The following is a 23,303-nucleotide window of genomic DNA, read 5'->3' as shown; positions in this document are numbered from 1 at the left end:
TCAGTTTTAAGTGCAAATCAACAGGCGGTAGTAAAAAGCACCATTTTGTCCCCAAATAGTGTGTCTAACTCATAAAGGGTTATTCTGCGTAAAATATTCGATCACCGCTTTAGGCTATACGGGCTAATTGACTTCTCTAAGATGCTATTTTCTTAAATTGATATCCAGCGCAGGCACTGACGCAATTTCGAACGAGGAAGCGCCTAGTTTGATCTGGCCTTCTGATTCCTCAATGACTTTTAAAATTTGGATACAAATCTTGTCCTTAGTGCTTCGGCGCTGCTTATAATCAACGACGTACCTGAGTGCGTATTCGGCCCAGTTTTCCTTCATGCTTAACGTGACCATTGGCTCTAGTCGGGCATCTTCAAGCATGTACATGTCTGTCATTTTTCGCCATTCGCCATTTAACTGACTCGCGTGTTCACCAGTAATATCGTCAAGAATTTGTTGAAATTGCAATCTGGCCGTTTCGTAATTACTGCCATAGCTAATAGGGATGGTGATTTCGTCCCAGAGGAAGGGGAAATCAGATGAATAGTTAAAAACCGGTTCTTTAAATATAAAACTATTTGCAACACGGACAATACGTCCATTGTACTGATCACCATTGATCCACCCACCACACTCCATGAGTGTCGTCCGCAATACGCCGATATCGATAACATCGCCTTTGATGCCACCTAATTGAACACGGTCACCTACGTTATAAAGGCGGCCAAAGGACATTGCCACCCACCCTGCAGCACTTGCAATTACCTCTTGAAGTGCAAAAGCGACGCCAGCGCCAGCTACGCCCAGAAAAACGGTTAAACCTGCTAGCTTGTCACTAAAAACAAGTGAAAGCAGGAATACTGCCAATATGTATCCAGCAAGGGTAACCAGCTTTCTTAGACGATATCTTCGCTCAGAATCTTCAATATATTGGCCAAGTGCGCGTTTGGTGGTGCGCACGAATACCATAACGATAAGAACAACAAGTGCGGTGGTAATTACTTTTCCGACAATGGGGTCGAATAACAATTGCTCAAGTAGCTCATTCATTTAGTCGCTTATCCGAGTTGCATTTGTGAAAGGCAAAGACTCCCTTCCCCACCGATATCTAGGCCTAAGCTAATTAGGGACGATAGCTTAATTCCGCGTCCTGCATTTTCATGCGACCAGTCTCTACGAGCTTTTGACCTTTTTTAATATCTGACTCACCTTCGGTTAGCCTATTGTTTCCCCGCTTAATTAGTGCGGTTCCTTTTACAATATTGTCTTCGCCCTCTTCCCAAGATACCGCGTATTTCTTAAGTTTGTTAGCGCGATCGGACGCTATATCAACTTCTGTCGTGCCTTGCGCTATCTGGGCAAGCGCTTGATAGGATTGACGATTGGTTTCTACCGCGATGTTACCGGCAATGATAAGTTGCTCGCCATCACGGAGATCGGCACGGCCATTTGCGATTTTTTTATGACCTTCATTGACTTGTTTTTCCCCCTTTTTTAATAGACTCGCCCCTGCTTCCCACTGTTCAGCAATGGCAACGGTCGACTCGCCGTCGGCCTTTATCCGATCGCCAAAGGTAGGCGCAGTGGTCGCACACCCAAAGGTTGCTATAGTAGTAGATGCTAAAATCACAAGAATTGCGCTTTTCATTAAAATAATCCTATCTTGAGTAACACTGAATGTGCCACAGCTGAGTGCGGGCTCAATAACGCTCTGATATAAGAGGGCTTTAAATACTTCGTTTTGCCATGATGTGCTACAAATTATCCACGGCGGCTTAACTTTGGGCTAGTGTCGGGAATTAGATCTTAGATCGATGATGATAAACGGAAAAACCTAGGATTTATGTACGTAGAAGTACAGCTCTTTAGCGGTGTTTTAGTTGTAATGAGGCCTCATTCATTCTCGACGACACTCCCATTTAGCATGCCTTGTCAAACTCTCTACCTCAAAACACCACCCTAGCAATTTGTACGGTAAAGAAGTCTTGCAAGCGCTATTGAGAGGCGCGCCTATCGACAGCGCTAAGACGTTCAATTCTAGTGTGCTTAGTGGTCGCGGCCACAACCCCGTGTGGGCGCTCACAAAGACAAATCATATAGCCTCTACAGGCAAGTAGTTTAATCAAGTGAAATTGCCCGCCCTGCTACGATTGAAGCCTTAGAATTCAGGTAAAAAAATAAGGAAATAGCCATGAGTTACAAGCTAGTAAAATCGCTATCGCTAAGCTCGGCAGCGGTGGCAATTATATCCGGAACGATAAGTTCGCCGGTTGCAGCTCAAGAGCAAAATTCCGGGAAAAAAGTGCTGGAAGAAGTGATTGTTAGTGCCCAGCGCCGTGAGGAAAGCGCGCAGGATGTTGCGATCTCGGTGACGGTATTCAATCAGGAGCAGATCGCAAATGCGAATATGATCAATTCCAGTGATATCGCGACATATACCCCATCGTTAAGTACCAATACCCGTTTCGGTAATGAGAATACCTCGTTCTCTATTCGTGGTTTCACTCAGGATTTGCGCACAGCCGCGTCCGTTGGAACCTATTTTGCCGAAGTAATTGCTCCTCGGGGCCAAACCTCCCAGACCTCCGGTGACGGCGCAGGCCCAGGAACACTATTCGACCTTGCTAATATACAGGTCCTAAAAGGGCCCCAAGGGACCTTATTTGGCCGAAACACCACTGGTGGCTCCATTCTACTGGTTCCGAATAAGCCGTCTGATGAATGGGAAGGCTATCTGGAGACTTCGACCGGTGACTTCGGCTCGCGTCGTTTGCAGGGTGTCTTAAATATTCCGTTTACCGACAAATTTCGCCTTCGCTTGGGGGTTGATAGTAATGAACGTGAGGGACACTTAATCAATGTAACGAATATCGGCGCAAGCGAGCTCGGGAATACAGATTATGTTGCTTTCCGGTTAGGCTTGTTGTGGGAAATTACTGAAAATATTGAAAGTTACTTACTTCTCACATCGACGGATTCGGAGTCAACAGGCTACTCTTCTAGACTTTACGCTTGTAATAATAGCGGCGTTGATCCGCTTAACCCGCTAGCAAACCCCTTTGCGACCTTTACTAACTCAGGCTGTAATGCCCAGCTTGACCGGCAGGCCGCGAGTGGTCAGGACGGTTTTTACGACATGGTGAGTACCGTTCCCACACCCATTACTACGATTAAAGAAGAGCGCCTAATTAGCACGACCTCGTGGAATGTGTCCGAAAATATAACGTTAAAAGGTATCTTGGCTTACGCGCACCTCGAAGGCCAAAATGGATCTGATATTTTCGGTACCCAATTTAATGAAACTGGCGGCGGCGCACGAGAATTCGTTGTTGGTGTGTCTGTGCTTTTACCAGATGTCCCCGTTACTAGCTCAAGCAATTACGTTGGTGAAATTCAAGCCCAGGGCCAAGCCTTTGCCGATAAACTTATTTGGCAGGCCGGTTTGTATTATGAGTTGAGCGAGCCTGACGGTTTCTCAGGGAACAACTCGGCATCCTTGATTAACTGTGACCTGTCCACTTTGGAAGGCGCGCCTTCGGAATATCGCTGCAATGATCCGCTGAATGGCCTGTTAGGCGGCGTATTAGTTCAGCACTACAAAACTGAATTTGAAAACAAAGCGGTTTATGTGCAGGGTACCTATGACATTACCGAATCACTGAGTAGTACTGTAGGTCTCCGTTATACCGAAGACCGAACTACGGGCTTTGGTCGCAAGGATCGTTACAACTTCTTACTCACTGTTATGCAAGACCCGATTACAAGTTTTTCCTCTCCGGAGGTATCTAGCAAGGTGCCAACTGGGGTATTTGAGCTTAATTACCGGCCTATCGAAGACCTAATGCTTTACGGTAAATACACCCGTGGTTATCGTCAAGGCAGCGTTAATTTGGCGGCTGACCCAGGCCTAGATGAACATGAGTACGAAACGGTTGACACCAAAGAGTTCGGTTTTAAATCTGAATTTGGCGGTCCCATACCTGGTCGTATAAATGCGGCTTACTTCACCAATACGCTAACTGATATGCAATTGCAGTTTGGCTATGTTTCGGCGACCTCTGGCCCAACCACAGCGATAACCAACGCCGGTGAAGCAGAAATTGATGGTTATGAAATTGAAGCGATGTTCCAGCTATTAGAAGGTTTACGCTTAACATTGTCGTACTCCAGCCTGGACACTGAGCTCGTTGAGCAAGGCCCGGTTAACTCCGATACGGTAAGAGACGCTGTCACGGCGGCTGCTATAAATAGCGGTACCAATCCCGCAACGGCGGCAATTCAAGGTGAGCTAGCCGGTTCGACAGCAACGCCCATTGCACTCGAAGGTGACACCCTTCCCTTTGCCGCAGAGAATGCCTGGGTAGCGTCGCTAAACTATGATCTGCCCTTCCCTCTAAGTGCAGGCTTAGTGACTGTTGGTGCGACCTACGTCCACAACGGTGAAACCCGCGCTGCAGCGACTGGCGCATCGCCAAATGGCGATGAAATTATGGCGGCTTACAATTTGCTGAATGTTAATGCATCGTGGTCTGGTATTTTTGGCAGTAACTTTGATCTGTCGGTTTTCGGTACCAATATTAAGGACGAGGAATACGTAACCTATACTTCGGGTACATTTAACACTTTAGCGATTGAAAGCCGTATGGGTGGTATGCCTAAGATGTACGGCGCGAGATTACGCTATAGTTTTTAATCGTAATAAACCTCTCATAAGGCTCCGACAACTAATGGTCGGTGCCTTCCCCCTCATACAGGTCAGCGCAGCCGGCATTTAATTTCTACGAGCCATAGCGACCAAATATTTGGGTTAACTGCCAAGCTGTTATGTCGTTTTGCAATGCCAGCGATTACGCATTTAGAGGTCATATTGCAGTGAATTAAAGGGAACAGTAATCATTATTTGAAATAATTGAATGCGAGTGCCGAGAATACTGTATCCCCTCAGCAGGAAAATAAAATATATGGTGTTCTCAGGCACTGTGAGCTAAAACTACAGGTAGTTTATTTTTTTGATTAAGTGATCTGTTGGATCTGTGCCGGTTACGAGAATGGATGAGGTATCGATGTTCACAACAATATTATGATAATAAACGTCTAGTGAAATAGTTATTTGGAGAGCTGAATGATAATAATAAATAGTTTTTTCAGAAAAAGTCTCTACGCAGCAGTAGTCCTAATTTGTTCCGATGCGATTGCGCAAGCCGAAGACCCAGTGGGAAAAAAGGTTTCAAAGGGCGGTTTAGAAGAGGTTGTGGTTACGGCCCAGCGCAGGGAGGAAAATGCTCAGGATGTTGCAATTTCAATTACTGTATTTAACCAAGAGCAAATCAACGACGCGAATATGACTAATTCCAGTGATCTGGCGACCTACACGCCCTCACTGACCACCAATACTCGGTTCGGTAACGAAATGTCATCGTTTGCAATTCGCGGCTTCACTCAGGACTTGAGGACCACGGCCTCGGTTGCGACGTATTTTGCGGAAGTGGTTGCACCGCGTGGGCAAAGTTCGCAAACATCTGGTGATGGCGCCGGTCCTGGTGACCTCTTTGATCTTCAGAATGTTCAGGTATTGAAGGGGCCGCAGGGGACGCTTTTTGGAAGAAACACCACTGGTGGCGCGGTATTGATAGTACCGCAGCGGCCAACAGACGATTTTGATGGTTATATTCAGGCTTCGGCTGGAAATTATAATGCTGAGCGTATTCAAGCCGTAGCTAATACACCCTTCTCTGATTCAATCAGACTCCGATTTGGACTAGATAAAAGTAAGCGCGATGGGCACCTGAATAATTATACAAACGTCGGTGCTAAAAAACTGGGCAATACAGACTATGAGGCCTTTCGACTAAGTATTCTGCTTAGCTTTACTGAAAACATAGAAAATTACACAATAATCTCCGTGCTGGATTCAAGAACCAGTGGCTATACGTCGACACTTTTTGAGTGTAATGAAAACCCAAGCCCCGACAGCAATACATTTTATGCCGTTACTGGTGTAGGTTGCGTAAACCAACTGAATGAACAAGCGAGCATTGGAAAAGATGGCTTTTACGATCTTGCGAGCGTTGTTCCAACGCCGTTAACGACCATAGAACTGACGCGAATTATCAATACCACGAGTTGGGATATTTCGGAAAATATAACGGTTAAAAACATAACCGCCTACGCCCATCTTGAATCGAACAATGGCTCAAATATATTCGGCTTGAATTTCCCAGAAACGGGTGTCGGCTTACTGCCCCTCCCCGGTGTTCAGCTGGGGCCAATTGACAATCGGCGAAGATTTAACGTTGGAGTATCCTTGATTCCGCCTGATCGCCCCGTTGTTAGTCAGCAAACTGTCGTTGAAGAGCTTCGTATACAAGGATTATCACTCGAAGATAAGCTTTTTTGGCAGGCTGGCGTGTACTATGAAAATAGCCAGCCTGATGGCTTTTCGGGAAATAATGCGGCCTCGTTACTCTCTTGCGAATTGTCGACTATCGAGCAGGCTGACCCCGCGCTTTTCAATTGCTCAGACCCACTGGGCGGCGCGGTTGGCGGTGTATTAATTCAGGAGTTTAAGACGGAGTATTTGAACAAGGCCGTTTATGCACAAGCTGCCTTTGATATTTCAAAGGTTTTGAGCGCGACCTTGGGACTGCGCTACACCTGGGACGATACTGAAGGCTATGGTATCAAAACCCTCTATAAATATGCCGGTAATGTTCAGCAGCCGCCGGTTATTTCGGTTGAAACGCCTGAAGAGTCTAGTGAAGCGCCAACCGGGATGATCGAATTCAACTATCACCCCCGCGACGAATTGATGATGTATGGTAAATACACTCGGGGTTACCGTCAGGGAAGCGTAAACCTCGCCGCTGATCCTGGTGTGAACACCCATTCCCCCGAAACTGTTGACACTTATGAAATTGGTGCAAAAACGGAATTTGGTGGGTGGTTCCCCGGGATTTTTAATATAGCCGTTTTTTACAACGACTTTACGGATATGCAACTGCAGGCCGGCTACGTTTCAACGACCTCTGGGCCGACCACCGCTATCGCTAATGCCGGCAAGGCAGAAATTGCAGGGTTTGAAGCCGAGGCAATGCTGCGATTAACAGAAAACCTCCGCGCTAATTTGAGCTTTTCACACCTTGAAACGGAATTGATCGAGCAGGAAGATTACAGTGCTCGCGTAGCGGCTGCATCGCCAAGTGGTGCGTTTACCTATACACCGATCGCGGACACGGGAGATGAGCTACCGTTTGCACCCGACAACTCTGCAGTTGTATCGCTTATGTATTCCCTTCCTGTACCGCAGGCGGTTGGTCAGATAGAAATGGGAGCAACCTACGTCTACACCGGCGAGCAGCGTGCGACTGCGACAAGTGCCTCCCCTAACGATATGATTGACGCCTTCGAGTTGCTTAATCTGAATATGAGTTGGGCTGCGGTTTTCGGCACTGCCGTTGACCTATCGCTGTATGTAACCAATGTGCTTGACGAAGAATACGTCACCTATTTATCCGGAACATACAATGCACTTGGTTTCGACTCCAGAATGGTCGGGATACCTCGTATGTATGGCGCAAGATTAAATTATCGATTTGGGGCCAGCGGGCATAATTAATGCTGATTCTTCTTTCGAAAGATATGTTGCTAATTTAAACGGTGCGAGCCTTCGCTGAGGGGGCCGCATCCTTGAGATAAAAGTAAAACGCCTTAGCCAGGTGGACAGCTTATTCCCCTCTTTCGCTCAAGGATCGGAATACGTTGACGCTAGAAATTATGCTAGCCATCGTAATATTAATGAACTAATCAAGTTTGTAAGGATTCAGTTGTACCTTCGCGATTAATAAGCGGCCATAAAACTTCGTCAGCGTGAATATTGCAAAAATATTCGTTCACTTGGGAAATCTTGCCACCGCTGAGCGTAAATACCATGCAGTACTGGTTGTGGTAAGAGCTACCGTCTGCGGTTTTTGCATTCCCTTCGAACTCCACCACAACTCTATCTGCTTGCGCTGTGGCACTTTTAACATCCAAGTTTAAGCCCGTAGGGAGCAGTTGCTTAAACGCGCTTATGGTTCCAACCATTACATCACGTTGGCGCACTCCTGAAAATTTGCCGTAGCCTTTTGCAACGGTAAAGGCATTCGGTGCGAGGCATTCGTCCGCGCTGCTTGCATCGCTACAACTCATTGCGTGAATGAACTTAAGAACAGTTGCCTTGTTCTCTTTTAGGGCTCGCGCCAAGCTAGTTTGTTCAGTATTAGTATTGTCTGCGCCGGATAATGCGAGCCAGATCCCGCGTAGATACCGGCTAAAGTGCTCAAATAGTGCAGGCTTACCTTTGGCTTGTACCGTGGCAGATTGCTCGATTTCTATTTTAAGCTTACTCGAAAAAGTCTTGGCCATTTGCGGTAACAAGGGTTTACTCATAGCCTCCCACATGGGCGCCATCTGACCGCTGCCCGTGACCTTAATTTGTAACTGTATTGCGGTATTGCCATCAGCTTGGCTTGTGGCGCGATACGAACCGCTGCCTTCAACCGGTTCAGATTCAAGTTTAAAATTAAAATTAACTCGTTCAGGCCCCTGCCATTCACTCACATTTACAAGTACATTGATCGTTTTTATCAGGCCGCCTGCGCCGACTTTTATGAGCCATTTTGAGTTATTTTCGTCGATAACATCGCAGTCTTTGCAGCCGGGGAAAAGCATCGCCCATTTACGGATGTCTTGCACATAATCCCAGACCTGGTTGATATTTGAGTCAATGACAATGGAATGTTCTGCTTCTATCATTTAAAGCCTCAGCGTTATTAATTATTTAATCGCTTGTGCCAGTAAATCACTGGGATTGCCTGCGGCGTGACGACCGGCTAGGTAGCCGTGGGTAATACCTCGTGCATTGGTAATACCGCTCTGCATCAAAGCACCATTATCCAAACGCGCCGCAGAATTTCCCGCAATATAAAGACCCCGAATTGGGGTGTTATCCCAAGCCACAGCGCGGCAGTGCTCGTCAATTAAAATACCGGCTGAGGTAATGCCGCCGCCAGCCATGCGGTGCAGTTCAATGGCGTAATAGGGACCTTGATTCAAGGGTCCCAAATTCGGATTAGGTTTTTGATTTGGATCACCGCACATCATAGCGCCCCACGGGAACGTGCCGCGTTGGAAATCCAGATCCTCGCCCGTTTGACTATAAGCATTGAAGGTATTAACGGTTGCCGCTAGGCCATCCGCGTCCATGCCTATTTTTTCGGCAAGTTCTTCTAAACTATCGGCGCGGACAGCGAGCTCGGCGGGCATTTCTTCACCGGGCATAATCGAACCGAAAGGGTATTTCTGTCGGCACTGGCTGTCCATTACGACCCAGCAGGGAAAGTTTTTATAAGACTGAGTCATGCCGTCTATCTCTTCTAACGCGAAGTAAATCGATCGATAAAACGCTTCGTTAGAAAAACGTTGGCCACGCTGATTAACCACGATGGTGTGGGGCAAACCCATAAAAGGTAAAGCGCCACGCCACAGGGGTACGCCCTCCTCCTGCTCCTCGCCTGGTACATGGAAACTTAACATGGCGGCATCAGGTACCCTTGCAATTTGGGCTCCAGCTTCACCTGCCATGCGTAAATGACTGCCCTGAATAGTGGGCATTACCATCGACTTAGGCTCTATAAGCGAACCGACGGTTTTACTGTACTGGGCATTGCGCTCAAAGCTACTGACCGCCACCACAACACCACGGTTAGCTTTAACGTAGATATCTTTACCATCTTGTGTGGCACGCACACCGATGATGTTCTCGCCATCGGCGATCAGTTCTTCAACACAGATACCTGTGAGCAAGGGAATGTTTCTATCCAGCACACCTTTTACAAAGTAAGCGGCGAGCCCCGGGCCGGCACAGCGCTCGTCATTGGCTAGTCGCTCACCCATTACGGTGTAGTCCCAATTAGACATATTGGCTAGGCCGCCATTGTCGAAAATATCTTCGTGGGTCAGGCTATAGGGGACGTGCGGAGAAACGCGGGTTTTGTGCTGCCATTCACCCAAGGTTTGCGCGGGAAACGGCAGTGCTTCAAGGCATCGGCCCTCAGCGGTGCTGCCTTCTGTTAGTGGATAGTAATAATCGGATAAGTGCCGAACGACGCACATTTTTAGGCCGATACTTTCTTCGAAGTATTTAATGGCGACCGGTGCATGGATGGCTTGATTTAAGGTGGCAACATCGTTATTAAAGCCCATTGCCAAGTTATTGATGTAGCTGACACCGGCCTCAATGGAGTCCTTAATGCCGAGCTCCGCGGCGAGGTGATTACCGGGAACCCATACTTCGCCCATTGAGTAGGCTGTCACCCCGCCAACTTGTTCTGAACGTTCAAGCACCAAAGCGCTCGCGCCGTAGTCATGGGCAGTTATTGCCGCACCTAAACCACCGGCGCCAGAACCAATAGATACAACATCTGCTTCGAGATCCCATTTGGCCGGCATGGAACGAATCATTTCATTGCCCTCATTATTATTGTTGCGCGGGCTCACTTAAATTAAACGGAGTTTGCACACGAAAGCCCTGTATTATGATTTTATGATACCGACCAGTCTTATTAATGGTCAAGAGAAATATTAGCTGGTTTATCGGGGGCGTATATACCTAGAACCCCGAGGCTGGGGTTATCATTTACACGCTGAACTGAGCAAGTTTTGATACTAGGAATGATATGGAAGTGGCTACTTAGGGGGACTCACCCCCTAGTAATGATTTTAGCGGAACAATACCTGAGCTCTGTTAAGCTTCGCTTTGCAGTCGCTTCTTCGCGAGTTCGATAATGTCCGAACTTTTGATCTTCGCTGACCCCGTTAACTCGAGGTCGGACTCCTCCATGAATAAAACCCGCCGTGGCACTTTGTAGCTCGCTAAAACCTCTTTTGCAAAATTGCGCACTTTAGCTTCATCTAAGCTGGCACCAATATGGGGGACAATACAGGTCACCACCATTTCACCAAGTAGCTCATCGGGTATACCGACAGTTTTAGTAACTTTAACACCCGGGCATTTAGCAATAACGCCATCGATTTCAATTGGCGATACATTGGCGCCACCCGTTTTAATAATGTCATTTATACGACCAGCCCAAAAAATTCTACCCTGCTCATCGATATAGCCGCCATCACCGGTGTGGAAAAAACCTTCGTCGTCGAGGGTTTCGTCTAGTGGGACCCCTAGATAGCCTAGCATCAGTGTCGGCCCTTTTACCGCGATTTCGCCACTTTGTCCCAGAGGCATGATCTCACCAGTGATGGGATCGGTAATTTTAAAAATATTACCTTCCACCGGTATACCATGGCTGCCTGCAGTTACGTCCGCTGGGGTATTAGCCGGATAGACTGAACTCAAGGTAAATGTTTCGGTATTCCCGTAGGCTTGAGCCGGTTCTTTATATGTGGTGTTGATAGTGGGATGCGCAGCGATAGGCGAGTCGGCATCAATGAATTTGAGTGCGGAAAGATCGACATCCAACCAGTTTGAGGCACCAGTTAGTTGCGCCCATTGATGTGGCCATGCAAATAAGAAGGTCGCTTTTTCAATAGCCATTAGCTCCAGCGCTTCTTCTGGGTCAAACGTGCGCTGCAGAATAAGTGATCCACCTGCTGACAACGCGCCACCTATACCTAAGGCAAAATTGCCAGACCAGAAAAAACCGTTCGCTGACCAACTCCGCAAGCCCTCTTCAAAACGGTACCACTTCCGCCAGCGCCACAATTGTAAACACACCCCTCGGTGCGCACTGAGGATACCTTTGGGTTTACCCGTTGAGCCAGACGAGAAAAATAAGACGCCGGGGTCCGCAGGCATGACGCTGGCAGCGCAGGCCTCAACTAATGCTGTCGGCGTATCTTGGCCTCGGGCTAAAAAGGCGTTCCAATCTTCAATCCCACCGGCATTTTGGTTGATATCGACAGCGGCTAATACGCGCAGAAATGGATAGCGCTCACTGCGCAAGTCGCCCGGCATCACCTGGTTTATATTTGGTTCTAGCTCGCCGAGCATTGTCACAAAGTCTTTCTTTAAAACGGATTTTTCAAGCAAAAGGACGGAACAGGCTGAGCTTTTAAGGAGGATATCTAACTCGGCCGACGTGGAAAAAGTACTAAGCGTTGTGGTGACACCGCCAGCGAGTGCCGCTCCAAAGGTTGCGGAAAGAAATTCTAAACGGTTGGTCATCAAAATGCCGACCCGTGTACCTTTGCCAACACCGCAGGCCACCAGCGCCTTGGCCACCTCTAAGGAGCGATCCCAGAGATCGTTATAGCTCCAGCGTTCAACGTTATCGCCTTCGCGCAGTACCGCGGCTTCCTTTGGCCCATGGTTGGCAACCACCTCTTTAAGAAAACCACCTAAGGTAAGTGCACCAATGCCCGGCTCTTCGGAAAGCGGGCTGCCTCGGCTAATAGATAAGAGAGTGTCTAATTTACGGTGTTCGGCCATTACTTTTAAACCTTATTCTAGAAGGATTGGGTATTGGTGAAGTTTTAAGAGAACGCCTCTTCACCTACCAGCGTTGTTCGGCTCATTTCGCGGCCACTCTCCAGCGGGTAGGGTTCAGCGCGATGTAAAACGCCGGTGTTGTCCCATATTAATAAATCACCGACAGACCACTCATGGCGATACACAAATTTGGGCTGTGTAGTCCATTCGATCAGCTCGTTTATCAAGGCTTGCCCCTCCTCTTTAGGCATACCTTCTACGTGGGACGCGTGGCAGCCAATGACTAAGGATTTACGCCCTGACTCATGGGTCCACACCAAATTGTGAGTCCGGTCCGGAATACTTCGCCAGTAGCTTAAGTTTTCGTCTGTTTCTTCAATGCCGGCACGGCGCATAGAGGTTTCAACGCTGTGAACAACACGGAGCGTGGCAATACGCTCTTTGGTCTTTGGTGGCAGCTGTTCATAAGCCTCATAGGAATTAGCAAATTCCGTTTGTCCACCGACCGTAGATAATTTAACGCCTGTTAATAGCGAGGCAAACACTGGGGTGCGATCTTGGGTCCCGTCCATGTGCCAGAGAAAAGAACCTTTTAAGTAATCGCCGCGAGCATTGGCTTTTTTATCTAGGCTTATTTTAAAAATGCCCTTCTCACCCTCTTGCCGCACCACACCCATATTACTCGCAAATGCGAGTTGTTGCTCGCTGCTTAATTGTAGTTTCTTGAAAACCAAAACGCCGCGTTGGCGTAATAATTTACGTAGCTCCGCACCGGCGGCAGGTGTTATCAATTGATCTACAGTAAGATTGATTTCGCTTGCGATATGATCTTTTAGATTTACGGCTTCGATACGCACAGTGCTTTCTCCGGCGGGCTAAACCAATGGGCGCCACTGAAATTTATAAGCTCTCGGCGCTGCCGAGGTTGTTGTTATTTTTAGCATTTAAACCAAATGCATGATCCTGACCAGAATATTAATGATACCGCCAGTACATTTAATGGGTCAAGATACTTAGGTTGCTAAATTACCCTCGCGTGAGTTAAAGACATGCTTTGAGGTCGCTTGTGCGCTGCCGACTTGTTTGGATAATTCGTCAAGCGTGCTATATCTGAGTAGTCACCAAGTGTTTGACGACGCCATAAGTACGCGAATCGCCTTGTCTACCCATTCTTTTCGTTGTTTGGAGGTAACCTTGCGATTGGTTAGCATTGCGTCGATAAACCAGCCCCGAATAGCCAAAATAAACACTTCAGCAGCGGTCTCTGGGTCGTTACAGGAAATGCCTTGTGCCGTGGCGCAGTCGTTAATAAACCGAGAGATGCGTTTAACGCCGAGCTGGGTTCTTTTGGCTGCTGCGGCACCCAATTCGGGAAAACGGTGAGACTCACTATACATCAACCGATTCACGCCAAGCATTGGCCCCTCAAGGCTTACTTCGAGCATGCGATTAGCATAATTTCGCAGGCCTTCTTCTAGGGAGTGCCCACCGGTTGGGGAGATTAGTAGGTCTGCTGGTGCCAGGCTTTCGAGCTGTGTTTCCATAATCGCATGAAACAAGGCTTCTTTAGAGGCGAAGCGGGAATACACTGTCGTCTTCGACACGCCAGCGTCTCGGACAATTTTAGATACTGACGCGCCGCCATAGCCCTGGGTCAAGAACTCCTTAAGGGCGACGTCAAGAATGGTTTTTTCAATGTCGGCCACGTCTTCGAGTTTCGGCCGACCACGACTGCGGCTGGTCTCGTTTTTTAGTAATTTACTATCAGGCATTGTCTATTTTGTGTTGGCAGTTAGAAGGTTAGCCACGGCCGAGTGGCCATGAATTTGCGGTTTTGCTAGGCGCGGCCACTATAACATAGCCTTAAAACACACGTCTCACCAGCACTGGGTAGTCAGTAAGCATGCCCAGTGCTTATCTCCACTCTATTTCTTAAGCATTACTTAATTATTGGTCGATATTCTGTATGGCATGGCAGATATGCAAATTGTATTCATTGCACTCGACTGCCGTACTTGGGTATGCCTGTTGTTATATAGAGAAACGGTATGTTAAGGCTTACTCGAATTCGTCCCTAGCAGATCTTTATTGTCACCTCGGTGTTTTTAGCTGGCACGGCAAACTTAACTTTTTTTAGAACGCTACTGGCACTTTACCCCTTCGCAGAAAATGACGGTTTCATTATCACTGCGACGCTGCTCTTAATAGCGTGTTTAACACTTTTAATGGCTACTTTCAGTTATATATTGCCTTAGCGTATGACTATTGGCCTGTTTGTATTGACGGCCGCGGCAAGGGCCTATTTCACAGATCAGTTTGGCACGTTTATCGATGTCGACATGATTCGCAATGTGTTTGAGACCGACGCGGCTGAGTCCCGAGATTTACTTAGCGTTCGCCTCGGGATAAGCATTGCTTTTTTCGGCGTCATTCCCTTGCTCGCTGTGTGTCGGCTGGTTGTAAACTTTATTGCGCATTTGGTCACCCCTCATCGCGTCTCCTCCGCAGAAACCCCAGCTGGGGCGATTAAAGCGCTAGTGGCTTCTCACCTAGAGGGTGAAATCAAGTAATCTAAGTTTACGTGAATTTAGGGGCAGCCAATGCAAGCACTCCTTCTCTTTTTCAGCTTCAATAAATCGACAGTGCCTTGCCGCAAAATCGACGCTTCTGGAGCGAACGCATAAATTACTGTCCCGTATGTCTCGCCCATTGACTAGGAATTACCGGTAGTCAGCACTTCGGTGTTAGCGGCAAGCGGAAGGTTATAAATCATAAGCGTCATTTACAGCGATAAATGGCGCTTATTGGGTCACATGCTTTACTTAGCGGTATATGGCAATTTTTGATACATGTGTAAGTTAAAAAACGTGTCTTTTAAGGTTTACCTGCAGCTAAGTTTCACTCATACCCGATTGCTAAGCCAAATGCTTGTTTATAAAGGCTACTTTACGCTAAGCTTGGGCATCTTTTACGCGCGAATAGGTATTACTTAGGACGGCGGTTGATTAATATTTAGGCAACCCTAAATACTTTGCTTTTGTGGTATAGAGAGTAAGTACCCGAAAACGCCGTTAATAGGTCGGAAGCAAGGGGCTGTAATACGCCTAGGCAATTAAAGCCGCACCTTATTTGCTTACTCGGCAACGCTAAGCATGCTAAATTCGCCAACACAGGTTTTGAAAGGCCGTTCACTTGATTAGTGAGCTATTATAAACAAAAGGCCAAGACCCTGCAGGGAGCATGATCTCTTTAAACCCTTTATTAGCAAGGGCTTACAGCAGTGATTAAAACAAAGAAAAATGAAAATACTTAAGGCATCTATGAAACACACCGTTAGTATTTCAGCGCTATTAGCCACAATATGGCTCGCCAATTCCGGTCATTACACTGCCTTGATATTGGCCTTTGGGGTGCTGTCCGTTGCGCTGGTTGTTTGGGTTTGCCATCGTATGGACGTTGTCGATCACGAATCTCAGCCTATCCACTTAACCCGCCACCTTCCCCGCTACTACAGTTGGCTAGTAATGCAGATCATTATCAGTAATGTCGATGTAGTAAAACGCATCTGGCTGGGCAGCAGCACAATCAGTCCCGGCACTCGGCGCTTCCCAGTAGGCCAAAAGACTGACATTGGGCGGGTTGTCTACGCCAACTCGATTAATCTCACCCCCGGAACAATTTCCGTAGAGCTTTCCGATAACGAGGTTTTAGTACACGGCCTCACCCAAGCCAACCTTAATGATCTCGACGCAGGTGAAATGTCCCGTCGAGTGGACCAATTGGAAAAATGATGCTGGCTGTAACAACCTTTACCCTTTTACTGGTTATGGCGATGGCGATGATCCGGGGCTTTGCCGGCCCTAGCATCTTTGACCGCGTACTGGCCGCTAATTTATTTGGCACCAAAACAGTTTTACTCATTGCTGTGCTTGGTTTTTTGTTCGGAAGACCAGAGTTTCTCGATATTGCGCTGCTCTATGCACTAATGAATTTCATTAGTGTGATCGCGATTTTACGATACTTTGAAAACACTCAGAAAGCTGAGGAAGGTCGCTCTGCCGATGAATGATGCAATAGGATTCCTAAGTGGTACGCTGCTACTTTTGGGGAGTTTTCTGATTTTTACCGGTGCACTGGGCGTATTGCGGTTCCCCGACACCCTTAGTCGTATGCATGCCGCTGGTGTGACCGAAACCCTTGCAACTACGTTGTTGCTCATGGGCTTGATGCTATTGGCTGGCTGGAGTCTGGTGCTTCTCAAGCTGATCATGATTCTGTTGTTCATACTTTTTACGAGCCCGACTTCAAGCCATGCTTTGGCAAAGGCTGTTTGGCGTCATCAACAGAATGAATCAAAGGAAGTTCGCCATGACGCTTAACTATAACCGTGGCACCGCTGCGGCGGGGAGGGTTTTCCCATAGAACTATTTATCGATCTTGCTTTGCTTAGCATGCTATTCGCTACCGCAATTGGGATTGTGCTCAGTCGCGATCTGATTGCGGTCGTCATGCTGACCGGTATTTATGGTTTTTTATCGGCGAGCTTCTTCGTCCTGATGGATGCTGTCGACGTAGCGTTTACAGAGGCCGCAGTTGGTGCGGGAATATCACCACTACTTATGCTGCTCACCCTCGCGATGGTTGGTCGCCGGGAAAAAACGAGCCGCAGCCGCAATTTTTTTGCGCTAATGTTGGTGGTTATTACCGGTGCCCTGCTGATGATTGGCACCTTTGGTATGCCCGCATTTGGCTCTGCTAATGCACCGGCCCATATGCATGTCGCCCCGCGCTACATAGAGCAGTCGGGCACCGAGATAGGGATTCCAAATATCGTCACCTCAGTGCTAGCCAGCTATCGTGGCTTTGATACCTTTGGTGAAGTAGCCGTTATTTTCACCGCCGGTATCGGTGTATTGTCGCTGCTTATGTTAAAGCCCGCGCAGCGCAAAGCGCCCCTGAGCAATGTCGCTAAACACCACAAAGTTTTGCGCATCGTCAGCAAAATTTTGATTCCACCGATTCTTTTATTTGCGCTTTATGTTCAGTTTCACGGTGACTACGGTCCGGGCGGAGGCTTTCAAGCAGGCGTAATTTTTGCTGCAGGTATCATTTTATACACGATGTTCTTTGGTGTAGATGTCGCACAACAAGTGGTGAGTTCCGCCGTATTAAGGGTTTTAGCGGCCTTTGGTGTATTACTCTACGGGTCGGTGGGGCTTGTCTCCATGCTTAACGGTGGTGAGTTCTTAAATTACTCAGTGTTGGCAGAGAATCCTCTTACCGGTCAACACATCGGTATCCTTGTTATAGAGCTCGGCGTTGGCATTACGGTGGCGGCGGTCATGGTGATGATTTTTTACTGCTTCGCCGGCCAGCAGAATAAGAAAGAAGAGGCAGAGGAATGACCCTGTTAATGTCCCACTACAACTATTGGATTGTTGTAGCACTGATGATGGTTGGTTTTTTCATCGTGATTGCCCAAGGTAATTTGGTCAAAAAGATAGTTGGGCTGAATATTTTTCAGACCTCGGTTTTTATTCTTTATATTAGCGCGGGGAAGATTCATGGCGGCAGCGCGCCTATTTTGAATGACAGTATCACGGTCTATTCAAACCCCCTGCCCCACGTTCTCATCCTTACCGCTATCGTAGTCGGGATTGCCACCACCGCACTGGGGCTGGCACTCGTGATAAGAATCAATAAGGCCTACGGCACTATTGAAGAGTCTGAAATTCAGCAGCGAGACCATTCGTGTTAAGCCATTTACCCATTCTACAAGTTATTCTGCCACTGCTCGGTGCGCCCGCTTGCCTCATTTTAGGCCGCGGTAAAATAGCATGGCTATTCGCCCTGCTTGTCAGTGCCCTCAGTTTTTGTATCGCTGCCATGTTGCTGCATACGGTCTATCATCAGGGCGTAATTAGTTATGCGCTCGGTGGTTGGCAAGCGCCCTGGGGCATTGAGTACCGCATTGATTTACTCAATGCATGGCTACTATTAATTGTTTCTGGCAGTAGTACCGTCGCCTTACTCGCAGCGCAGAGTAGTATTAATGTCGAAATAGCCCCCGAAAAACAAACGATCTTTTTTGTTGCCTGGCTGCTTTGTCTCGCGGGCTTACTAGGGATTCTGGCGACCGGCGACGCCTTTAACGTCTTTGTGTTTTTGGAAGTTTCGTCGCTGTCCACCTACACTCTAATTTCGCTGGGCCCCCATAGACAAAGCCTTTGGGCGGCCTTTCGTTATTTGATTATGGGCACGATTGGCGCGACGTTTATATTGATTGGCATTGGTCTCATGTACATCATGACCGGCACGCTCAATATGCAAGACTTGGCCCAGCGCCTACCATTAGCCAGTGATTCCTCTACGGTATTTACTGCATATGCCTTTATTCTAGTTGGGATTAGTTTGAAGTTGGCGCTGTTCCCCCTTCACCTTTGGTTACCTAACGCCTATAACCACGCGCCGTCGATTGTCACCACCTTCTTGGCCGCCAGTGCCACAAAGGTAGCGCTTTACCTGTTGATCCGTTTCACTTACACCGTGTTTCCCAGTCACTTTAGCCAGATCGACATTCCACTTGAGGAAATTTTTATCGTACTGGGCATTACTGGGGTACTCAGTGCGTCAGTAGCCGCAATTTATCAGGCGGATGTAAAACGCGCTATCGCCTATTCCAGTGTCGCCCAGATCGGCTATATGGTCGTCGGCCTAGGTATTGGCGGTGTATTAGGCCTGCAGGCGACGCTATTACATGTGTTTAACCATGCATTGATGAAAGCCACCTTGTTTATGGCTCTCGCTGCAATTGCTTGCCGCATCGGCGTCACAACATTGACGTCAATGCAAGGCTTGGGGCGGAAAATGCCATGGACCAGTTTTGGTTTTGTGGTCGGCGGTCTCAGTCTAATTGGGGTTCCGCTTACCGCTGGTTTTATCAGCAAGTGGTATCTGGTGTCCGCGGCTGCACTATCCGGACGCTGGGGGTTGGTAGTTCTCATTATGGTGGGGTCGCTGTTAGCTATTGTCTACATCTGGCGAGTCGTTGAGGCACTGTACTTTAAACCGGCAGCTGACAGCACCCCGATTAAGGAAGCGCCACTCGCAATGCTATTGGCACTCTGGTTATTGGTTTTTGCTAATGTTTATTTTGGCATCGATACCCGTTTGCCAGTGTCAATTAGCGCCGAAGCGGCAACTGCTTTGCAGGAGGGCCGCCCATAATGAGCGCACCAAACATGCTTATTGACGCCGCCATAATCACGCCACTGCTTGCCGTGGCCGGTATACTCGTCTTTGCTAGGATGCCGAATATCCGCGAGGGCGTATCTATACTTGCCGGTGTGGCGTTATTGTTAATCAACGTTGAGTTGTACAACAGTTTTAACGATGGACAAGCGCTCACGCGCCACTGGGTAGACATTGTGCCGGGGCTCAGTTTGAGCTTCAAAATCGATGCCCTAGGCCTGCTATTTAGCCTTGTAGCCAGTTTGCTTTGGCCGGTGACGATCTTGTATGCCATTGGCTATATGCGCGGCCACAAGGAAGACAATCAAACTCGCTTCTACGTCTGTTTTGCGGTTGCAATAGCAGCGGTAATGGCCATCGCCTATGCCGAAAACCTATTCACCCTCTTTGTTTTCTACGAAGTTCTTTCGCTGTGTACCTATCCATTAGTGACCCACGCTGGTACCGAAAAAGCCAAACAGGGTGGCCGGATTTACCTCGGGATATTGATGGGCACCTCAGTAGCCTTCTTCCTGCCGGCCATTATCGTGACCTGGCTGGTTGCCGGCACCCTTGATTTTCAAGCCGGCGGTGTATTCCCAGAGCAAACAGGCATCGCATTATTATCATTATTGCTGGTGTTGTATGTTTTCGGTGTTGCTAAAGCGGCGGTAATGCCTTTTCATCGCTGGCTACCCGCGGCGATGGTTGCCCCTACCCCGGTTAGCGCCCTGCTCCACGCGGTGGCCGTAGTTAAGGCTGGTGTGTTCAGTCTTGTAAAAATACTGGTCTTTATTTTTGGTCTAGATACCCTTCAGCAAATTCCAGCCACCGATTATCTGCTGTATCTGGCGGGTGCCGGTGTCGTGCTGGCGTCGCTGGTCGCGCTTCGCCAAGATAACCTCAAGGCGAGACTGGCCTACTCGACGGTCAGCCAGCTAGGCTATATCACCGTTGGCGCACTGCTAGCTGTTGAAAGCGGCGTGGTGGGCAGCGCGATGCATATCGCCACACACGCGGTGGGTAAAATAACCCTGTTCTTCTGTGCTGGCGCAATTCTGGTCGCCAGCCACAAAAGCAATATCAGCGAGATGGCGGGCCTCGGCCGACGGATGCCAATCACCATGATTGCCTTTTTTATCGCGTCGCTCAGTATCATCGGCTTGCCGCCCACCGCGGGAACCTGGAGCAAGTGGTGGTTGCTCACCGCGACGCTAGAGACAGACCAGCTGGTATTAATGGCCGTGCTGTTGCTTAGCTCGCTGCTGAACATTGCTTATCTGCTGCCTATACCGCTGCGCGCTTTCTTTCCTGGTGCTGCTCAGACTAACGACGGGGCGGTCGCAATTAAAGAGGCACCAACGGCATCGCTTATTGCATTATGTCTTACTGCAGGCGCCTGTATTTTATTGTTTTTCTTTCCCAACCCGCTTTTTGAGTTGGTATCCCAGATTTTCACCGAGGGATCGCAATGAGTCATTCCCAGGATTTTTTTGACCGGCCAGAAACGCTGCGCTGGATACTTCGTAGCCTTTACGCAATTTGCGCCGTGCTGGTCGGATTAGACTTTGTCATTCACCGTCATTCTGTGCATCCCTGGGAGGGATTGTATGGTTTTTACCCGATATACGGTTTTATTGGCTGCGTGGTACTCGTGCTCGTCGCTAAGTGGATGCGCAAAGGTTTGATGCGCAGTGAAGACTATTATCAGCAAGTAAGTCAAAAAACTAAGGAGGAAACTCATGCTGGGGATTGAGTTACCGCCGTTTCTGATTTTTTACCTTGGCGCGTTAATTGCGTTAGTTGGCGGTGCGACATGGCGCGGCCCAGCCTTAATTGTGGTCGTTATTGTTAGCGCCTTAAACCTTTGGCAGCTACCGAGTGGCTTTGCCCTCGAAACGCAATTAATGGGCATGGCACTCAAGCCAATTCATATCGACCGTTTGAGTCTGTTGTTCGGCTACCTATTTCATATTGCCGCCTTGATCAGTGTTATTTATTCCCTGCACATTAAGGACAAAACGCAACAGGTCGCGGCCATGCTTTACGCTGGTAGCGCGTTGGGCGCTGTGTTTGCCGGTGATTTACTGACTCTGTTCGTTTTTTGGGAAATGCTGGCCGTTACCTCCGTCTTTTTGATCTGGGCGCGTCGCACAGACACCGCCTACAGCGCCGGAATGCGTTATCTGATCATCCAGGTGATTTCGGGACTACTGTTGCTGGTTGGAATCATTCTCTATTTCCAACAAACCGGCAGTCTGATGTTTACTGAAATTGGACTCGACTCGATCGCCAGTTGGTTCATGTTCCTGGCCTTTGGTATTAAGTGCGCGTTTCCGTTTTTCCACAATTGGCTAACCGATGCCTACCCTGAGGCAACCCCAACCGGCACAGTATTTTTAAGCGCCTTCACCACCAAGGTAGCGGTGTACGCAATGGCTAGAGGTTTTCCTGGCACGGAAATGCTAGTTTATATTGGCGCCACAATGGCGTGTTTCCCAATTTTCTTTGCTGTTATAGAAAACGATCTGCGCCGAGTCCTCGCCTACAGCTTGGTCAACCAGCTAGGCTTTATGATGGTCGGTATTGGTATCGGTACGGAGTTAGGCATCAACGGCGCCGTTGCCCACGCCTTTAACGACGTGATATTTAAAGGTCTTCTGTTTATGTCGATGGGCGCAGTGCTTTATCGCACCGGCCGCATCAACGGCTCCGAGCTCGGTGGCCTATACAAGTCGATGCCCAAAACGGCCATACTCTGTATTATTGGCGCGGCCTCGATATCAGCCTTCCCGCTGTTCAGCGGCTTTGTCAGCAAATCGATGATCATGTCGGCAGCTCTCAAAGAACACTTTGATATAGTGTGGCTATTATTATTGTTCGCATCGGCTGGGGTATTCCATCACGCCGGTATTAAAATCCCCTATTTCGCTTTTTTCGCGCACGACTCAGGTATTCGCTGTAAAGAAGCGCCTTGGAACATGCTTTTAGCAATGAGTATCGCCGCGACCTTGTGCCTTGCTATCGGTATTTTTCCGCAATTACTTTACCAACACCTGCCCTTCCCAACGGATTACAGCGCCTATGATGTGAGCCATATTCTCACTCAGACTCAGCTGCTGTTCTTCTCCGCTTTGGCTTTTGTCTGGCTGAACCTGAAAGGAATGTATCCGCCGGAATTGCCGTCGACAAACCTGGACTTCGATTGGGTATATAGACGCCCCTTACCTCGACTGATCAATGCATGTGGTCGCTTAGTGAATACTGTAGACGTCACTGTGCGCGGTCATATCATGGGCTTGGGTAATGCTCTTGAGCAGCGCTTAGCCGCGCTTAACGGCAGCGATGGGATTTTTTCTCGCACTATATCCATCAGCAGTATGGTTGCCTGGATGGTGACTTTACTCGCCTTAGTATTAATATTTCGACTTATCTAAGGTATAGCGTGGCAATGCTATATGGCCTCTTGGTGATTTTGTGTGAGAGCCCTATAGCGTTGGAATTGCTGACGAGCCTGGCTGTATAGCGACTGTGCGCGAGGCCGGAATAACAAAAACTAAGTTCTGGCCCCACCTTATATTAGTGTTTTCCAGTG

Annotated in this window: 19 protein-coding genes; 12 read left to right on the top strand and 7 right to left on the bottom strand. The window is 48.3% G+C overall.

The annotated features are described in order from the left end of the window. Positions 1-144: 144 nt before the first annotated feature. On the bottom strand, positions 145-1,044 hold the full coding sequence (locus tag ABYT30_RS01715) for a mechanosensitive ion channel family protein (RefSeq protein ID WP_373079244.1): 900 nt from the start codon (positions 1,042-1,044) through the stop codon (positions 145-147). A gap of 73 nt (positions 1,045-1,117) precedes the next feature. Further along, positions 1,118-1,642, bottom strand: coding sequence for a hypothetical protein (locus ABYT30_RS01710; protein ID WP_373079247.1), 525 nt, complete (start codon positions 1,640-1,642; stop codon positions 1,118-1,120). A 543-nt stretch (positions 1,643-2,185) separates the two neighbouring features. Here ABYT30_RS01710 and ABYT30_RS01705 point away from each other — a divergent pair. Continuing rightward, positions 2,186-4,687, top strand: a complete 2,502-nt coding sequence (locus ABYT30_RS01705; RefSeq protein ID WP_373079250.1) for a TonB-dependent receptor — start codon at positions 2,186-2,188, stop codon at positions 4,685-4,687. Between the two features lie 429 nt (positions 4,688-5,116). Next, positions 5,117-7,609 (top strand): TonB-dependent receptor, encoded by a 2,493-nt coding sequence (locus ABYT30_RS01700; protein WP_373079252.1) that lies wholly within the window; start codon positions 5,117-5,119, stop codon positions 7,607-7,609. A gap of 188 nt (positions 7,610-7,797) precedes the next feature. On the opposite strand, the gene ABYT30_RS01695 is transcribed toward ABYT30_RS01700, so the two are convergent. The 5 genes from ABYT30_RS01695 to ABYT30_RS01675 form a co-directional block, all read right to left on the bottom strand. Next, positions 7,798-8,787, bottom strand: coding sequence for an SRPBCC domain-containing protein (locus tag ABYT30_RS01695; protein ID WP_373079254.1), 990 nt, complete (start codon positions 8,785-8,787; stop codon positions 7,798-7,800). Between the two features lie 21 nt (positions 8,788-8,808). Next, the gene (locus ABYT30_RS01690; protein ID WP_373079256.1) at positions 8,809-10,494 is read right to left on the bottom strand and encodes an FAD-binding protein; all 1,686 of its coding nucleotides are present in this window, start codon (positions 10,492-10,494) and stop codon (positions 8,809-8,811) included. Positions 10,495-10,777: 283 nt separating this feature from the next. Next, positions 10,778-12,478 (bottom strand): class I adenylate-forming enzyme family protein, encoded by a 1,701-nt coding sequence (locus ABYT30_RS01685; RefSeq protein ID WP_373079259.1) that lies wholly within the window; start codon positions 12,476-12,478, stop codon positions 10,778-10,780. A gap of 44 nt (positions 12,479-12,522) precedes the next feature. After that, positions 12,523-13,335, bottom strand: coding sequence for a TauD/TfdA dioxygenase family protein (locus tag ABYT30_RS01680; RefSeq protein ID WP_373079261.1), 813 nt, complete (start codon positions 13,333-13,335; stop codon positions 12,523-12,525). Positions 13,336-13,596: 261 nt separating this feature from the next. Further along, complete coding sequence (locus ABYT30_RS01675; RefSeq protein WP_373079263.1) at positions 13,597-14,250, bottom strand: TetR/AcrR family transcriptional regulator; 654 nt, start codon at positions 14,248-14,250, stop codon at positions 13,597-13,599. Between the two features lie 486 nt (positions 14,251-14,736). Between ABYT30_RS01675 and ABYT30_RS01670 the strand changes: the two genes are divergently transcribed. The 10 genes from ABYT30_RS01670 to ABYT30_RS01625 all read left to right on the top strand — a co-directional run bounded on the left by ABYT30_RS01670 (position 14,737) and on the right by ABYT30_RS01625 (position 23,145). Then, complete coding sequence (locus ABYT30_RS01670; protein WP_373079265.1) at positions 14,737-15,048, top strand: phosphoethanolamine transferase domain-containing protein; 312 nt, start codon at positions 14,737-14,739, stop codon at positions 15,046-15,048. Positions 15,049-15,798: 750 nt separating this feature from the next. Beyond that, a complete protein-coding gene (locus ABYT30_RS01665; protein WP_373079268.1) occupies positions 15,799-16,269 on the top strand; it encodes a Na+/H+ antiporter subunit E in 471 nt (156 codons plus the stop codon). Beyond that, positions 16,269-16,547 carry a monovalent cation/H+ antiporter complex subunit F gene (locus ABYT30_RS01660; protein WP_373094948.1) on the top strand — a complete coding sequence of 93 codons (279 nt, stop codon included), beginning with the start codon at positions 16,269-16,271 and terminating at the stop codon, positions 16,545-16,547. The genes ABYT30_RS01665 and ABYT30_RS01660 overlap by 1 nt, the downstream gene beginning before the upstream one ends. Next, on the top strand, positions 16,540-16,857 hold the full coding sequence (gene mnhG, locus ABYT30_RS01655) for a monovalent cation/H(+) antiporter subunit G (protein ID WP_373079271.1): 318 nt from the start codon (positions 16,540-16,542) through the stop codon (positions 16,855-16,857). The genes ABYT30_RS01660 and mnhG overlap by 8 nt, the downstream gene beginning before the upstream one ends. A gap of 39 nt (positions 16,858-16,896) precedes the next feature. Further along, on the top strand, positions 16,897-17,883 hold the full coding sequence (locus ABYT30_RS01650) for a Na(+)/H(+) antiporter subunit B (protein WP_373094951.1): 987 nt from the start codon (positions 16,897-16,899) through the stop codon (positions 17,881-17,883). Further along, positions 17,880-18,236, top strand: a complete 357-nt coding sequence (locus tag ABYT30_RS01645; protein ID WP_008250200.1) for a cation:proton antiporter subunit C — start codon at positions 17,880-17,882, stop codon at positions 18,234-18,236. The genes ABYT30_RS01650 and ABYT30_RS01645 overlap by 4 nt, the downstream gene beginning before the upstream one ends. Continuing rightward, on the top strand, positions 18,230-19,705 hold the full coding sequence (locus ABYT30_RS01640; RefSeq protein WP_373079273.1) for a monovalent cation/H+ antiporter subunit D family protein: 1,476 nt from the start codon (positions 18,230-18,232) through the stop codon (positions 19,703-19,705). Before ABYT30_RS01645 ends, ABYT30_RS01640 begins: the two co-directional genes overlap by 7 nt. Beyond that, a complete protein-coding gene (locus ABYT30_RS01635; protein ID WP_373079276.1) occupies positions 19,705-21,183 on the top strand; it encodes a proton-conducting transporter membrane subunit in 1,479 nt (492 codons plus the stop codon). The genes ABYT30_RS01640 and ABYT30_RS01635 overlap by 1 nt, the downstream gene beginning before the upstream one ends. Further along, positions 21,180-21,464, top strand: a complete 285-nt coding sequence (locus ABYT30_RS01630) for a hypothetical protein (RefSeq protein ID WP_373079277.1) — start codon at positions 21,180-21,182, stop codon at positions 21,462-21,464. Before ABYT30_RS01635 ends, ABYT30_RS01630 begins: the two co-directional genes overlap by 4 nt. Then, positions 21,451-23,145 (top strand): Na(+)/H(+) antiporter subunit D, encoded by a 1,695-nt coding sequence (locus tag ABYT30_RS01625; protein WP_373079279.1) that lies wholly within the window; start codon positions 21,451-21,453, stop codon positions 23,143-23,145. Before ABYT30_RS01630 ends, ABYT30_RS01625 begins: the two co-directional genes overlap by 14 nt. The last annotated feature ends 158 nt before the right edge of the window (positions 23,146-23,303 follow it).

This window comes from Zhongshania sp. (assembly GCF_041623545.1).
Taxonomy (GTDB): domain Bacteria; phylum Pseudomonadota; class Gammaproteobacteria; order Pseudomonadales; family Spongiibacteraceae; genus Spongiibacter.
Note: the sequence above shows the minus strand (reverse complement) of the source record. Positions and strands in the feature narration are given on the sequence as shown.